Raw genomic sequence first — 14,606 nt, 5'->3', positions numbered from 1 at the left:
GGGATAGGTCCGGAACGAGGTGAGACAGGGTGAACGGGAAAGGGGCGCCCGATCTGATGGGCGCCCCTTCTCACCTGGTCTTTCGTGACCTGCAAGCGGTGGGTGTGGGATTTGAACCCACGGTGACTCGCGCCACGACGGTTTTCAAGACCGTTCCCTTAGGCCGCTCGGGCAACCCACCCGCGCTCCGGCCCGCCCGGGGCGGAGCGGGTACAGACTACCGGCCCCCGGCCGCGCCGTGGGGTGGTGGCCCGCAGGCCGTTCACGGGGATCCGCCGGCGACGTGCGGCGCCACGGCTCCCGGCGGCCGACCCGGTACCACGTCCCCGGGCCGTGGAGGTGCCGTCGTGGGGCGTTGCGGGGCGGGCACACGGGGCGATGCACACGTACGGGGTGGCGGCACACGAAGTAACATCACGCGTACGGGTGAGTGTCGAGTCCGGACGTCAGGGTACGGCCCTGCCGCCCCGGGAGCCGGGGGAAGCCGGGACCGGTGACGGCCCGAGGGACGAAAAGGCCCTGTGGCAAAGGCGTTTCCGAAAGGAAGCGGTTGCACGGAGGGCGTCTGCGGTTGTCTTCGGCCGGCAGCGTGCGCGTGTCTACGCCGGGGTAAACGTCCCGATTGTTCAGAATGTTGCTAACTGCCCCAGTTGAAACTACGAAGTTTCGTTGCCGAGGAGCATGACATGCAGGTTCGCAGGTGGCTCCCAGACCAGCCCACCCGTATCGGCCGGCACGACTGGCCGGACGAGGGGGACAACGGAACGCACATGCGACTGCGGGCCGGCTCCATCGTGGTACTCGACCGTCAGGCGTGGCGGATCCTGGAGATCAACGGCTATACGGGCGACCGGTGGCCGGACTCCTACGAGAAGGCGTGGCGCGACCACGTGGAGCTGTGGTGGCACGCCAACGAACTGCGGCGGGCCAACAACCAGGCGGTCAAACCGGCTCCCGAGCGGGCCGAGTTCTACAAGCGCCCGGTGGTCCTGGTCCTGCGCAACGAGAACCTGCCCCGGTCCACGCCGAAGCACTGGTGCGCCCCCGCCAGCCACGACTGGCAGGTCCTCCCCGAGCACTACGCCGTCTGCCGCGCCTGCGGCGAACTGCCGCCCTGCCGCCACGGGGAGTACCGCTGGGAGGGCGGCCCCCGCTGGCCGGAGCAGAACGGCGGCATCCCGCTCATGGTGCCGGAGGGCTGCTGCATGGGGTGCGCCGAGCCGATCGGGCCGCGGATGCGGACCGTGCGCTTCCCGGGCCCGAACCTCTGGTACCCGGACCTGGGGGAGGACACGGCCGTCTTCCACGCCCGCACCGCCTGCGCCGACCAGGTCGACTGCTACCGCATGCAGTGGCAGACCGAGTACCACCCGCGTTCCTCCACGCACTCCGCCACCCTGGCGTTCCCGGGCTTCGAGCACTTCGTGCTGCCCCGCACGCGCAACGCGCCGGACCTGACCCCGCACGTCCAGCCGACCGGTGCGGCCCCCGCCGGCCCGCCGTCCCCGGCCGCTCCCGAGCCGGCGCACCAGCCGGCCCCGGCGGCCCCCACGGCTCCCACGGCCCCCACGGCCTCCGGCGCGCCCGGTGCGCCCGTCGCGGACCCGGTCGTCCCGGTCCGGCCCGCCACGCCGGGGCCCGCCCCCGCGGCCGAGGCGCCCGCCACCGCACCGCCGCACCCCGTCGAGGGGGCCGGGATGGCCCTCCGGGCGGCGGAGGAACTGGGCCTGACCCTCGCCGAGCGCCCGGCCTTCCACAACGCGGAGCAGGCGGCCCGGGTGATCGAGGAACTCACCGCCGCGGTCCGGAACATCGCGCTCTGCCTGAATGATCCGGCCGCCCGCGCGCGCTCCTGATCCGCGGAGGGCCGGGCCCCGCGCCCCCGCCCGACCGGCCCCTGTCCGGCCGGACCCAGCCCGACCGGCCCCCGTCCGGGCCGGCCCGGTGCGCCCGCGGCGGTGGCGGGGGCCGCGGGCCGGTCCGCGGCCCCCGCCACCGCCGCGGGCGACGCCCCTTCCCCCGCCCCGCGGAGAGCCCCTCTCCGCCCGCGCACGCGAAGGGCCCCCTCCGCCGGCGGTGGACCGCGGGGCGGAGGGGGCCGGAGCGGGGGTCAGTCGCCCTTGCGCTCGCCGAGGGTGACCTGGACCTGCTTCTCCTGGGTGCCGCGCTTGTACGTCAGGGTGACCGTGTCGCCGGGCTGGTGGGTCCAGATCTCGCTGATCAGCGTCGGACCGCTGTCGATGATGCGGTCGCCGAAGCGGGTGATCACGTCGCCCGGGCGCAGGCCGGCCTTGGCCGCGGGGCCGTTCGGGGTGATGGTCGGCGTGCCGCCCGTGCCCTCCTCGACGATCGTGGCGCCCTCGCCCTCCTCCGACATGTTCACCGTCGCGCCGATCATCGGGTAGACCGGCTCGCCCGTCTTGATGAGCTGCTCGGCGACGTTCTTCGCCTGGTTGACCGGGATCGCGAAGCCGAGGCCCACCGACCCCGCCTGGGACTGGCCGAGGCCGCCCGAACCGGGGGACTGGATGGCGGAGTTGATGCCGATCACCGCGCCGCGGCCGTCGAGGAGGGGGCCACCGGAGTTGCCGGGGTTGATCGACGCGTCCGTCTGGAGGGCGCTCATGTACGAGTTCTTGCCGCCCGAGCCGTCGCTGGACGCGACCGGGCGGTTCTTCGCGCTGATGATGCCGGTCGTCACCGTGTTGGACAGGCCGAACGGGGCGCCGATCGCGATCGTCGAGTCGCCCACGAGCACCTTGTCGGAGTCGCCCAGCGGCAGGGGCGTCAGGCCCGAGGGGGCGTTGCGGAGCTTCAGCACGGCCACGTCGTAGCCCTGGGCCCGGCCGACCACCTCGGCGTCGAACTTCCTGCCGTCCGAGAAGGTCGCCGTGACCGTGCCGTTCTCGGCCGCCGACGCCACCACGTGGTTGTTGGTGAGGATGTGGCCTTCCTTGTCGTACACGAAGCCCGTGCCCGTGCCGCCCTCGCCGTCCGAGCCGCCGGACTTCGCCTCGATCGTGACGACGCTCGGCAGGGCCTTGGAGGCGACCGCCGCGACCGTGCCGGGGTCGCGCTTGAAGTCGGCGGGCGTGTCGCCGACGGAGACCGTCGTCGAGGTGGTCGCGCCGTCGTTGCGCTCCGCCGCCCAGTACCCGATGCCGCCGCCGACGCCTCCGGCCGCGAGGGCCGCGACCAGCACCGCCGCGACGAGCCCGCCGGAGCGCCTGCGCGGCGTCGGCGCGGGCGCCGCCGGGTGCACGCCCCACGGGTCACCGGGGCCGCCGCCCGCCGGGCCGTGGGCGTACGCCTGGGTGGCGTGGGCGCCGCCCGGCGCCCCGTACGGCGGGTAGGCGGGCGGCGCGGCCGGGGGCGGGGGCGCCACGGGGTGGACGGCCCCGGGTGCCGGGGCCGGGGCGGGCGCCGGCGCGGCGTGGTCCTGCTCCCCCGTCCCGTGCGGTGCCTCCTGCGGCGTCCGCCCCGCGGGTCCGGCAGGGGGCGTGGACGCCGTGGGCTCCGCCGGGACGCCCTCCGGAGCGGACGCGGACGGGGCGTCGGGGGCGGACGGAACCGCGGTGCCCTCGTTCTCGGTGCTCACAGTTCGTTCTCCTCGGTATCCACGTCGTCGTATCGGCGCGAGTCCGCCGTGCAGTCTGCGCACCCAGCTTTTCCTACCGCTCGTCAGGCCACTGTAAGCGGGACCTGTGCGTCCGCCACTCCTTCTTTATCTCCGACAATCAGGACACGCCTCGACGCGGCCGAAGTGCACCGGCCGGGCTCCGCCCACCGGGCGAACGGTGGCACCATGACGCGGTGACCCACGCACGCCAGCACACCATCCAAGTCGTCGCCCACCGGGGTGCCTCCGAGGACGCGCCCGAGCACACCCTCGCCGCGTACGTGAAGGCGATCGAGGACGGGGCGGACGCCCTGGAGTGCGACGTACGGCTCACCGCGGACGGCCATCTGGTCTGCGTGCACGGCCGCCGGGTGAACCGCACCTCCAACGGGCGCGGCGCCGTCTCGACGCTGGAGCTGGCCGACCTGGCCGCCCTGGACTTCGGGTCCTGGAAGGACAGCCACGAGAGCCCGGACTGGAGCGACCGGGAGTACACCTCGGTCCTCACCCTGGAGCGGCTGCTGGAGCTCGTCGCCGACGCGGGCCGCCGCGTCGAGCTCGCCGTCGAGACGAAGCACCCCACCCGCTGGGCGGGCCAGGTGGAGGAGCGGCTGGTCCGGCTGCTGCGCCGGTTCGGCCTCGCGGACCCGCCGACGCCCGCCGAGTCGGCCGTGCGGATCATGAGCTTCTCGCCCCGGTCGCTGCAGCGGGCCGCGGCGGCCGTGCCCACCGTCCCGACCGTCTACCTCACGCAGTTCGTCGCGCCCCGGCTGCGCGAGGGCCGTCTCCCGGCCGGCGCCCGGATCGCCGGGCCCTCGATCCGGATCATCCGGAACCACCCCGCGTACGTCGAGCGCCTCCACGAGGCCGGTCTCCAGGTCCACGTGTGGACGGTCGACGCGCCCGAGGACGTCGATCTCTGCGTCCGCCTCGGAGTGGACGCCATCATCACGAACCGCCCCAAACAGGTCCTGTCCCAGTTGGGCCGTACACCCCGGTAGTCACGGGGAGTGCTCCGGCGCGTTCACTCCGTGGCGGCCCGTGTCGAATGCGTCACTGTATGTGGACTGGCCGGTTTCCGGCCCAGGCCAGGAGGGCATCCACTCCGTGGCGTGGGGCGAAGGAGGTCTCGGGGGTGGCGTTGGTGGTGGCACAGGAGGTGCCGACGTCGTCGAGCATGGCCGTACCCCACGGCCCTGCGGGCGTGGGCACGGCGAGGCGCCGCATGCGGGAGCAGCTGCGACGCGGCGGTGTCCCGGATCCGGTCGTCGACGACGCCGTACTGATCCTTTCCGAACTGCTCAGCAACTCCTGCCGGCACGGCAGGCCGCTGGACGCCGCAGAGATCGGCGAGGGCGCCGTCCGGGCGGCCTGGCGGGTCGACGCCCACGGCGCCCTGACCGTCGAGGTGACGGACGGCGGGGGTCCCACCCGACCGGTTCCGTCCACGCCCTCGGTCACCGCGCGCGGCGGTCGGGGGCTCAACATCATCAGCACGCTCGCCCAGGACTGGGGGGTGCGCGACAGCACGTCCGGCGAGGTCACGGTGTGGGTCCTCGTCGCGGGGGCGCCGCCGTGCCACGAGGGCGGCACGGCCCGCGTCACCGGCCGGCGCGACGACCCGGCCGGCCCGTCCCTCCCCCGCGTGAACGGCGCACGCCACGCGCGGGTGGCCGGGGCGGGCTCCCGGCCGGGCGCCGGCGCGGCACCGCTGATGGGCGATCCGGGATTCCTCGACGCGTACGAGGACGTGGACTGACGCCCGCCGCCCTCCCGTACGGCTAGGCTCGCGGCCGACAGAGGACCGCGTTCCAACGGGAGACCCACGCATGGCCAAGAAGCGCCCCCAGAAGAAGGCCGCCGGCGCACCGCAGGTGACGAACGGGGAAGTGCCGGTCGTCGGCGCCCGTGAGCCCTGCCCGTGCGGTTCGGGCCGCCGCTACAAGGCCTGCCACGGCCGGGCCGCCGCGCACGCGGTGACCGAACTCGTCCAGCGCCCGTTCGAGGGCCTGGCCGGCGAGTGCGACTGGGTCGCGCTGCGCGAACTGGTGCCGGCGGCGACGGTGCCGCTGCACCCGAAGGGCGGGCTGCCCGAGGGCGTGCCGTCCGTCACGCTCGCGACCGTCCTGCCGATGGCGTGGCCCGCGCTGCGCCGCGACGACGGCTCGGTGCTGCTGGCGCTGCAGAACGACACGTCCTCCGGCGACCTGAGCCGCGACCTGGCGGACACCCTCCAGCGCGCGCTGGAGGCCGAGCCGGGCACGCCGGTCGCCGCGCGCCGGGTGCCGGTGGAGGGGCCGCGGCTCCAGGACCTCCTCGACCCGGAGGCGGGCTTCGAGCCGGTCGTCCACACGGGCTTCGAGTTCTGGGTGCCGGAGTCCGCGGAGGGCCCGTCGCCCGAGGTCGCCGCGTCCCTGGAGCGGGCCAACGCCGCCGCCATCCCGACGGTGAAGCTGCCGGGCGTGGAGGCCGCGTACTGGTGCGAGACGCCGGAGAAGAACCACCTGCGCTGGGTCATGCCGCACCCGGAGGAGAAGCTGCTCGACGCGCTCGCCCGGCTGCACGCCGCCGGGACGTCGTCGCTCGGCGAGGGCACGCGCCTGGTCGGGTCGTTCCGGGCCCACGGCCTGGTCGTCCCGGTGTGGGACCTGCCGAGCGCCATGACGGCGGAGGACTGCGAGAAGCCGGCCGCCGCGTTCGCGGAGCGGCTCGCGGGCGCGCTGGCCTCCGAGGCGCCGCTGACGGCGGAGGAGCGGCGGGCGCGCGGCGGGCTCACCAACCGTCAGGTCACCCTCAGCTGAGGCCGCCGCGGACGGCGGTACGGCCTCCGACGGGCCCCGAAGGTGGGTCCTGGCGCGCACGAGGCCGGATCCTTACCGAATCCTTACTGATCGGTAAATGGCTGTCCGAATAAGAGAGATCGAATTTGCGAACCGCCGATCTCTTGTTACCGTTCTAGAAGCCCGGTCGCTGGTGCATCCCCCGTCGCCAGCGACCGGGTTCTTGCATTTCCGCGGAATCGGATCTTCCACCGCTCCTCCCGGGCCCGCCGCCAACCCGCCCGTCACTGCTGGTGGTTGCTGCCCGCCCTCAGCAGGAGCGGGCTCCCCGGGTCGTCGCCCGCCGCGAACTCCGCGACCGCCGTGCGGTCTCCGATCCCCCCGGCACCCCCGTCACGTGGGGTTTCGCAGGTGCCGGGCTCGCCGCCCACCGGTACGACGCAGTGCGCGCGTACGGTACGGCCGGCCGGCCCCATGAGGCTGAGGGAGACGCGCAGCTCCGCGCCGCCGGTGTTGCGGTGGTACGTCCGCGCCCACATGCCGGCTCCGTCGGCGAGGACACACGTCTGCGCCTCGACCCCGTCCGGCGCGACGAGGGCGGGGCCGCAGCGCGCGACGAGGCCGGCGGCACCGGTGTCCGAGGGGCCGTCGGTTTCGGCCAGAAGCCCGACGGGGGCGGATTTCCGGTCGGAGGCGGGGGCCGTGCGGGCGGCGTCGCCGACGGTGGACGGGCCGGGCCCGGGGACGCGGCCGTCGTCGGTGAGGGCGTGCGCCGGGGCCTCGGGGTGGTCCGCCGGTCCCGCGAGCGCCACCATCGGCAGCAGTGTGGAGGCGACCGCGACGACGCCGAGCCCGATCATGCGGAGGTTCATGGTTGTCCCACCCGGCCTGGACGGCCTTCCGGTGCTGCCTGACGGTGGGGGACCCTATCGGTGCGGGGCGCGCGCCTTCGGGGCCGCGCGCCCGTTTCCCGTACAAGTGGCGGGGCTTCGCACTCGTACGAGTGACCCGCCCGGGCGGTGCACCGGCCTCGGAGCCTCAGGCGGTGCGCCCGCCCCGGTGCCGCGACGGGAGCGGACCCGGGCGGGGCCGCTCGCGCCGCGGCCCTCAGTACCGCAGCCGGCTGCCGCCGTCCGGGGCGCCCGTGCTCGCCTCGACCAGCGCGTCCAGGACCGTCTCCACGTCCGGGAGCCGCGGCGCGCCCGGCGCGGGCGGCCGCTCCCAGCGCACCCGGCCCGTGCCGGTCTCCGAGGGCGGCAGCACCAGGTAGCCGCCCTCGCCGTGGAACCGGAGCGAACTCGGCACGCAGTCCTTCACGTACAGCAGTTCGCCGAGCCGTTCCAGGGAGTACGGGGCCACCAGCAGCGACCAGCGCGTCGGTGTCGCCACCACGGGGCCGAGCCGCAGACCGCGCCGGTCCAGCACGGCCAGGGCGCGTGCCGCCGCGACGGCCGGGAGGCTCACCGCGCACGGGGCGCGGCCGCCCGTGGCGAGCAGGACGGGCGCGTCGGGCCGGTTCGTCCACCACCAGCGCACCATCCGCGGGTCGGTGGTGGCCGCGAGCAGCCCGGGGTCGAAGGGGTGGGCGCCGGGGACGACGCAGTCGGGATCGGGGCAGGCGCAGGCGCGGGCCCCTCGGCCGGGGTCGTCCGCCGCCCCGCTCGTCCTGGCCGCCCTGCTCGTCTTCGTCGCCTTCGTCGTCTTGCTCGTCTTCGTCGTCTTGCTCGCCTTGGTCGCCTTGAGCCCCACGCCGGGGAGTACGGGCCAGTGCCACTCGGTGGCGCAGTGCAGCGCCGCGTCGAGGAGGGCGGGCGCCTTCCTGCGCCCGAACCGGAGCCTGCGTCGCATTCCGAGGATCTCGCGCATGAGCGCTCGTCCCTTTCCGTTGAACGCCGAGGTCCACATCACAACACGTGTGCGTTACTTCACTGTGCGTACGGGGCGGCGAACCGCCGCCCGGGCCGTCGGCGGGATGCCGAGCGGTCGGACAACACCGTCGGGGGGCTGTCGTCAGCTGAGTCCGATGGAACGCGTGGCGAGGAGCGGCGCGCGCGGGGCGCTATCCGCACCGCCGAGGCGGGTGCGCCCTCGATGGAGAGGACGCTCGGGCTTCCCGCGGGGTTCCGGGCCTGCCCCAACTTCCCCTGGCCTCCACCGATTACGTACCCCGCCCGCTCGGAATGACGCAGCCCCCGAGTCCGCTGGGTGTCGCCTCGGGTGGTGCCCCTTGTCGAACGCGCTCAGTCGACCGCAAAACCTTCCCATCGGGGCCATTTTTTGGCCAAGTTCAGGATCGCACAGACACCACGCGCCCCGCTGGACAATGCTGGACATCCCCTCACGTGTACGTGTACATGTGGATGCAGTGATAGCGGCGCAGCATGACATGCGGATTGACATGGGGGTTTGCGATGCTATTGAGCGATGAGAAGCAGCCGGAAAGCCGGTTGCCATGAGCACCCCTCACCCGCCGAAAGTGGCCGGAATCGATCCGACGGTTCCTTCCCCTGCTCACACTGCGACGCCTCTTTCGGGTATCCCCGCTGCGGCTTCCGAACCCGGCACCTTGATCCAGGACCGGCTGGCGGGCTGGGTCTCCGACCTGACCACCCTTCACGAACTCACCGAGCGCCTCGCCCGTACGAGCACCCTCGACGAGGCCCTCCGCGAACTGCTGAGCGCCGGTGCCGCCCTCGTCGGGGCCCGCCGCGGCATGGCCGTCCTCGAACCGGCCGACGGGCAGGGCCCCACCGCCACCATCGGGCTCGGCCTCGCCCACGCCGACCTCGGGGCCATCGAGACCGTCCCCCGCAGCGCCACCCCCTACGGGTGCATCCTCGACGGCCTGCCCGGCAGTCCCCTCCCCGACCCCCGGCCGTCCCCCGCGGACCACCACGCCCCGCCCGGCCGCGGCGCCGAGGGCGGGACCGCGTTCCCGGCCGCCGCACCCGGCGCGGCCCCCGTGCCGGGAACGGCCCCTGTGCCGGGCGCGGTTCCGGTACCCGGTGCGGTCGCCGTCCCCGACATCCCCGGCGACGAGCACCTGGACCCCCGTCACCGCGAGGTCGCCGCCCGCCTCGGCTTCGCCGCCAGCTACGCCGTCCCGCTCAGCACCGAGGGGGACGGCCGGCTGGGCGCCGCCGTCTGGCTGTACGACGAGCCGGCCGAGCCCGACGGGCACCGCCGCCACCTCGTCGGCCTGTACGGGCGGTACGCCTCCGAGCACCTGGGCCGGCTCCTGGAGCTGGAACGCGGGCGCGCCGAGATCGCCACCCTCACCGAGGAGCTGCTGCCCACCCGGCTGCCGCGCGTCCCGGGCGTCCGGCTGGCCGCGCGGCACGTCACCGGGGCGCGGGGCGGCGGCCACTGGTACGACGCCCTGCCCCTGCCGGAGGGCGCGCTGGGCCTGGCGGTGGGGTCGGTGTCCGGTACCGGGCCGAGCGCCCTGGCCGCGACGGGGCGGCTGCGCGCCTCCCTGCGCGCGTACGCCGTGATGGAGGGCGAGGACCCGGTCGCCGTGCTGTCCGACCTGGAGCTGCTGCTGCGGCTCACCGAGCCGGCGAGGTCCGCCACGGCGCTGTTCGCGTACGCGGAGCCGGCGCGGCGGAGGATCGTCCTCGCCGGTGCGGGGCACGCGCCGCCGCTGGTCGTCGGGGACCGGCGCACCGAGTACGTCGAGACGTCCCTGTCGGCGCCGCTGGGCATGCTCGCCTGCTGGGAGGCGCCGAGCGTGGACCTCGACGTGCGGCCGGGGGAGACGGTCCTCCTCTATACGGACGGCCTGCTGCGCCGCATCGGCGGCCCCGTCGACCGCGCCTCCGTCCTGCTGCACGCGGCGGCGGCGAGCGTCCCGAGGGCCGATCGGGCCGATCCGGGGGCGGTCGCCGACCACGTGCTGCGCCTCGTGCTCGGCACGCCCGCGGGGGGCGGGGGCCCGGGCGGGCGGGGTGACGACGAGGACGTGGTGATGCTCGCGGCCCGCTTCGACTAGGACGGCCCCGCCCCGGGCCGCCGGCGGCCCGGGGCGGGGCGTCCCCCTTTCGGCCGGGTGCGGGCGGGCGGGCGCTCGCCCCTGGGCCTTCCTCCGCACGCCCGTACGATGGTGGGCGTACCCGGGTTCCCGATCCGGGGCAGGGGTTCAGTGTCGTACCTGAAGGAGGCGGACCCGTGGCCGATGAGCTCACTCCGGAGACCCCGGACAGCGAGGAAGAGCCGCTCAAGCAGCGCAAGAACGGCCTGTACCCGGGCGTCTCCGACGAACTCGCCGAGAACATGAAGTCGGGCTGGGCCGACACCGAGCTGCGGGACCTGCAGCCGATCGCCCAGGCCGCCCACACGGCCGCGCGCCGCGCCGCCCTGTCGGCCCGCTTCCCCGGCGAGCGCCTGGTGGTCCCCGCGGGCAACCTGAAGACGCGCGCGAACGACACGGAGTACAGCTTCCGCGCCGCCAGCGAGTACGCCTACCTCACCGGCAACCAGACCGAGGACGGCGTCCTGGTCCTGGAGCCGAAGGCGGACGGCGAGGGCCACGACGCGACGCTGTACCTGCTGCCGCGCTCCGACCGGGAGAACGGCGAGTTCTGGCTGTCCGGCCAGGGCGAGCTGTGGGTGGGCCGCCGCCACTCGCTGAGCGAGGCCGCCACCCTGTACGGCATCCCCACCGGCGACGTGCGCGAGCTGCCCGGCAAGCTGAGCGGGGCCACCGGCCCGGTCCGCGTCGTGCGCGGCTACGACGCGGGCGTCGAGAAGGCGCTCACCGACAAGGTCACCGCCGAGCGGGACGAGGAGCTGCGGGTCTTCCTCTCCGAGGCGCGGCTGGTCAAGGACGACTTCGAGATCGCCGAGCTGGAGAAGGCGTGCGCCTCCACGGCGCGCGGCTTCGAGGACGTCGTCAAGGTCCTCGACAAGGCCGAGGCGACCTCCGAGCGCTACATCGAGGGCACGTTCTTCCTGCGCGCCCGCGTCGAGGGCAACGACGTCGGCTACGGCTCCATCTGTGCCGCCGGCCCGCACGCCTGCACCCTCCACTGGGTCCGCAACGACGGCCCGGTCCGCCCCGGCGACCTGCTCCTGCTCGACGCGGGCGTCGAGACCCGCGAGCTGTACACCGCGGACGTCACCCGGACGCTGCCGATCTCCGGCACGTTCACCGATCTCCAGCGGAAGATCTACGACGCCGTGTACGAGGCGCAGGAGGCGGGCATCGCGGCGGTCAAGCCGGGCGCCGCGTTCCGCGACTTCCACGACGCCGCGCAGCGCGTCCTCGCCGAGAAGCTCGTCGAGTGGGGCCTGCTGGAGGGTCCGGTCGAGCGCGTCCTGGAGCTGGGCCTCCAGCGCCGCTGGACCCTGCACGGCACGGGCCACATGCTCGGCATGGACGTCCACGACTGCGCGGCGGCGCGCACCGAGGCGTACGTCGGCGGCACGCTGGAGCCGGGCATGTGCCTGACGGTCGAGCCGGGCCTGTACTTCCAGACGGACGACCTGACCGTGCCGGAGGAGTACCGGGGCATCGGCGTGCGGATCGAGGACGACATCCTGGTGACCGAGGACGGCAACCGGAACCTGTCGGACGGGCTTCCGCGCCGGTCCGACGAGGTCGAGGCGTGGATGGCGGGCCTGAAGGGCTGACGCCACCGCGGAAGGACCATGGGGCATCCCCCTGCCGGACCGGCTCCGGCAGGGGGATGTTTCACGTGGAACGGTCCGTGTTTCACGTGAAACACGCACCACGGCGCCGCCGGTTCAGGTCGTCAGCGCGAGGGGCGCGTCCGCCCGCCACTTCACGATCTTGTCGAAGGAGACGATGGCGCCGCCCCGGCCCGCCCGGTTCCCGAAGTGGACGTGGTCGGCGAGCTCCTCGATCAGGCGCAGGCCGCGACCGCTCTCGGCGTCGAGGGAGAGGGAGTTGCGGGCGATGACGCGCGCCACCTCCCGGGGGAAGCCCGGCCCCGAGTCGGCCACTTCGATACGGCACTTCTCACCGTCCAGGTACGCCGTCACCCGGAACTCGGCGGACCCCTCCCCGGCGTGCTCCACCGCGTTGGCGCAGGCCTCGCCGAGGGCCAGCGACAGGTCATAGGAGGTGTCCGGGTCGACACCCGCGGTCTCCATGGTGCCGAGCAGGAGCCGTCGGGCGAGCGGGACGCTCGCAGCCTCGCGCCGCAAGTGGAGAGACCACCAGATGCTCATGCTTCAGCCTCCTGGCTGCGGCTCGACGTACCCATTACGTATTGCCCCGTATTCGGTGTGTAAGCGCGGTGTCGCCCCTCGATCCCTCGATCAGCGGATGCGCCTGCTCCGGACGCCGGGGTATGAGGGAGGGGGTGTCTTTCGGGATACCGGCGCCAAAGGCGACGTACCGGACCTGCCGTGGGGGGTGCCGGGGCGTGGTGGGATGATGGCCCGGCCATGTCTGTCCCCCTTGGTCCACGGCTGCTCAGGGCCGCGGTGTTCACCGCGGTCTGCGTCGTGCTGTCCGCGCTGGGGCACTCCCTCGCCGCGGGCCAGGCCGTTCCCTGGTGGACGCTGAGCGTCGGCTTCGCCGGGATCCTCGTCCTCGCCCTGCCGTTCACCGGACGCGAGCGCTCGCTGCCGTCGATCACGACGGCCCTGGCGAGCGGGCAGCTGGCCCTCCACATGGTCTTCGGGGTGGGACAGGAGCACGCCGCCCCGGCCGGCACCGGCGGCCCCGCCGGCGACGCGCTGGTCCGGGCCGCCGCCCGGCTGATGTGTGGCGGGGCGACCACGAAGCAGATCACCCCCGGTGAGGCGCACCGGATCGTGACGACGGCGGGCCTCGACCCGGCCGCCGCCGCGGCCGCCGTCGGACCGGCCCCGGTCTCCACCGCCCCCGTCGACCAGCTGGTCCTGCCGAGCCTGTCGATGGTCCTGGCCCACCTGCTGGCAGCGCTCCCCGCCGGCTGGCTGCTGCGCCGCGGCGACCTCGCGCTGCTGCGGCTGTCCCGGCTGGCCGGGCTCACGGCACGGGGCGCCGTCGAGGCCGCCGAGGAGACGCTCGTACGGGCGCTGCGCGCGGCGCTCGTCCTCGTACGCCTCCTGCTCGCCGGGGTGCGGTCGCTGCTCGCGGCGGGGCCGCGGGCGGTGCGCGCCGGGGAGGACCGCCCGCCGGCCCCGGTGGCCGGGGCACTCCAGCACACGGTGATCAGGCGCGGCCCGCCGGCCCGTGTCGTCCTCGCGGCCTGAAGCCCACCGGCCGGGCCCGTCCCTCCTCCCCCGCCCGAAGCGGCCCACACCGGCGCACCCCGCCCTCGACGACGCGACGCACCCGCGTGCGCGGCGTACTCCGACGTGCTCGACGTTCACGACCCTCGGCGTACCCGACGTGCCCGGCCCGACGACGTGTCCGAGGGGGCGCACCCGCGACCGGAACGGTGCCGCCGCGCCGTACACGCCCACCTGCGCGTGGCGGCGTCCCCACGCCCCCTGTGGAGTGTTCCGACATGAACGTCACCCGTCCGTCCGCGCGTCTCGCCCTCGCCGGCGCCGCCGCCGTCTCCTCCGTCCTGCTGCTCTCCCCGGCCGCCCACGCCCATGTGACCGTCCAGCCGCTGGGCCAAGCCGCCAAGGGCGGCTACGCCACGGTCAACTTCAAGGTGCCCAACGAACGGGACGGCGCCTCCACCGTGAAGCTGGAGGTCACGCTGGACCAGGGCCACCCGCTGGCGTCCGTGATGCCGCAGCCCGTCCCCGGCTGGACCGTCAAGGTGGAGAAGGCGAAGCTCGCCACCCCACTGGACCTGCACGGCAAGAAGATCACCGAAGCCCCCTCCAGGATCACCTGGACGGCGAGCGGATCGAAGATCGGACCCGGCCAGTTCCAGCAGTTCCCGGTGTCGCTCGGCCGCCTGCCCGAGGACGTCGACCGGCTCGTCTTCAAGGCCCTCCAGACGTACGACAACAAGGAGGTCGTGCGCTGGATCGAGGAGGCGAAGGAGGGCGCCGCCGAGCCCGACTCCCCCGCGCCCGTACTGGAGCTCACGGCCGCCGAGGGCGAGGGCGGGACGGGAGCCGCGGGCGCGCCCGACGCCTCCGACAGGAGCGGGGCGAAGACCGAGGCGGCCTCCGCCGACGTGAGCGACACCACCGCCCGCGTCCTGGGCGTCGTCGGCATCCTGGTCGGAGCCGCCGGCATCGCCTACGGCGCCCTGGCCGGCCGCCGCCGCTCCGCCTGAGACCCGACGCCC

General features: G+C 74.6%; 12 protein-coding genes and 1 tRNA gene. 8 read left to right on the top strand and 5 right to left on the bottom strand.

The window, feature by feature from the left end; genetic code table 11:
• Positions 1 to 96 precede the first annotated feature (96 nt).
• Positions 97 to 181, bottom strand: a tRNA-Ser gene (locus IE106_RS16445).
• 505 nt (positions 182 to 686) lie between these two features.
• Here IE106_RS16445 and IE106_RS16440 point away from each other — a divergent pair.
• Positions 687 to 1,856: a hypothetical protein gene (locus IE106_RS16440; RefSeq protein WP_189534603.1), complete on the top strand. Its 1,170-nt coding sequence runs from the start codon at positions 687 to 689 to the stop codon at positions 1,854 to 1,856.
• 254 nt (positions 1,857 to 2,110) lie between these two features.
• Here the strand turns inward: IE106_RS16440 and IE106_RS16435 are convergent, their stop codons facing one another.
• Positions 2,111 to 3,598 (bottom strand): S1C family serine protease, encoded by a 1,488-nt coding sequence (locus tag IE106_RS16435; RefSeq protein WP_189534601.1) that lies wholly within the window; start codon positions 3,596 to 3,598, stop codon positions 2,111 to 2,113.
• A gap of 215 nt (positions 3,599 to 3,813) precedes the next feature.
• Between IE106_RS16435 and IE106_RS16430 the strand changes: the two genes are divergently transcribed.
• From IE106_RS16430 to IE106_RS16420, 3 genes are all read left to right on the top strand, one after another.
• Complete coding sequence (locus tag IE106_RS16430; protein WP_189534598.1) at positions 3,814 to 4,620, top strand: glycerophosphodiester phosphodiesterase; 807 nt, start codon at positions 3,814 to 3,816, stop codon at positions 4,618 to 4,620.
• A 47-nt stretch (positions 4,621 to 4,667) separates the two neighbouring features.
• Positions 4,668 to 5,378, top strand: a complete 711-nt coding sequence (locus IE106_RS16425) for an ATP-binding protein (protein WP_229840494.1) — start codon at positions 4,668 to 4,670, stop codon at positions 5,376 to 5,378.
• 70 nt (positions 5,379 to 5,448) lie between these two features.
• Positions 5,449 to 6,420 (top strand): DUF5926 family protein, encoded by a 972-nt coding sequence (locus IE106_RS16420; protein WP_189534596.1) that lies wholly within the window; start codon positions 5,449 to 5,451, stop codon positions 6,418 to 6,420.
• A gap of 263 nt (positions 6,421 to 6,683) precedes the next feature.
• On the opposite strand, the gene IE106_RS16415 is transcribed toward IE106_RS16420, so the two are convergent.
• Positions 6,684 to 7,271, bottom strand: coding sequence for a hypothetical protein (locus IE106_RS16415; RefSeq protein ID WP_189534594.1), 588 nt, complete (start codon positions 7,269 to 7,271; stop codon positions 6,684 to 6,686).
• Positions 7,272 to 7,506: 235 nt separating this feature from the next.
• Complete coding sequence (locus IE106_RS16410; protein WP_189534592.1) at positions 7,507 to 8,265, bottom strand: bifunctional DNA primase/polymerase; 759 nt, start codon at positions 8,263 to 8,265, stop codon at positions 7,507 to 7,509.
• A 586-nt stretch (positions 8,266 to 8,851) separates the two neighbouring features.
• Between IE106_RS16410 and IE106_RS16405 the strand changes: the two genes are divergently transcribed.
• Together IE106_RS16405 and IE106_RS16400 are read left to right on the top strand one after the other, a co-directional pair.
• A complete protein-coding gene (locus tag IE106_RS16405) occupies positions 8,852 to 10,390 on the top strand; it encodes a PP2C family protein-serine/threonine phosphatase (RefSeq protein WP_229840493.1) in 1,539 nt (512 codons plus the stop codon).
• Between the two features lie 176 nt (positions 10,391 to 10,566).
• Entirely contained in the window at positions 10,567 to 12,030 is a 1,464-nt protein-coding gene (locus tag IE106_RS16400) for an aminopeptidase P family protein (protein WP_189534590.1), read from the top strand.
• Between the two features lie 114 nt (positions 12,031 to 12,144).
• On the opposite strand, the gene IE106_RS16395 is transcribed toward IE106_RS16400, so the two are convergent.
• Positions 12,145 to 12,591, bottom strand: coding sequence for an ATP-binding protein (locus IE106_RS16395; RefSeq protein WP_189534588.1), 447 nt, complete (start codon positions 12,589 to 12,591; stop codon positions 12,145 to 12,147).
• Between the two features lie 219 nt (positions 12,592 to 12,810).
• On the opposite strand from IE106_RS16395, the gene IE106_RS16390 reads away from it, so the two are divergent.
• Positions 12,811 to 13,605 carry a hypothetical protein gene (locus tag IE106_RS16390; RefSeq protein WP_189534586.1) on the top strand — a complete coding sequence of 265 codons (795 nt, stop codon included), beginning with the start codon at positions 12,811 to 12,813 and terminating at the stop codon, positions 13,603 to 13,605.
• 257 nt (positions 13,606 to 13,862) lie between these two features.
• The gene (locus IE106_RS16385) at positions 13,863 to 14,594 is read left to right on the top strand and encodes a YcnI family protein (RefSeq protein WP_189534584.1); all 732 of its coding nucleotides are present in this window, start codon (positions 13,863 to 13,865) and stop codon (positions 14,592 to 14,594) included.
• The last annotated feature ends 12 nt before the right edge of the window (positions 14,595 to 14,606 follow it).

Source organism: Streptomyces roseolilacinus (assembly GCF_014649335.1).
GTDB lineage: Bacteria > Actinomycetota > Actinomycetes > Streptomycetales > Streptomycetaceae > Streptomyces > Streptomyces roseolilacinus.
Note: the sequence above shows the minus strand (reverse complement) of the source record. Positions and strands in the feature narration are given on the sequence as shown.

Excerpts from the sequence above, each read along its gene's own strand:
- IE106_RS16440 (WP_189534603.1), top strand. The coding sequence starts at position 687 with ATGCAGGTTCGCAGGTGGCTCCCAGACCAGCCCACCCGTATCGGCCGG.
- IE106_RS16425 (WP_229840494.1), top strand. The coding sequence starts at position 4,668 with ATGCGTCACTGTATGTGGACTGGCCGGTTTCCGGCCCAGGCCAGGAGG.
- IE106_RS16420 (WP_189534596.1), top strand. The coding sequence starts at position 5,449 with ATGGCCAAGAAGCGCCCCCAGAAGAAGGCCGCCGGCGCACCGCAGGTG.
- IE106_RS16415 (WP_189534594.1), bottom strand. The coding sequence starts at position 7,271 with ATGAACCTCCGCATGATCGGGCTCGGCGTCGTCGCGGTCGCCTCCACA.
- IE106_RS16410 (WP_189534592.1), bottom strand. The coding sequence starts at position 8,265 with ATGCGCGAGATCCTCGGAATGCGACGCAGGCTCCGGTTCGGGCGCAGG.
- IE106_RS16405 (WP_229840493.1), top strand. The coding sequence starts at position 8,852 with ATGAGCACCCCTCACCCGCCGAAAGTGGCCGGAATCGATCCGACGGTT.
- IE106_RS16395 (WP_189534588.1), bottom strand. The coding sequence starts at position 12,591 with ATGAGCATCTGGTGGTCTCTCCACTTGCGGCGCGAGGCTGCGAGCGTC.
- IE106_RS16390 (WP_189534586.1), top strand. The coding sequence starts at position 12,811 with ATGTCTGTCCCCCTTGGTCCACGGCTGCTCAGGGCCGCGGTGTTCACC.
- IE106_RS16385 (WP_189534584.1), top strand. The coding sequence starts at position 13,863 with ATGAACGTCACCCGTCCGTCCGCGCGTCTCGCCCTCGCCGGCGCCGCC.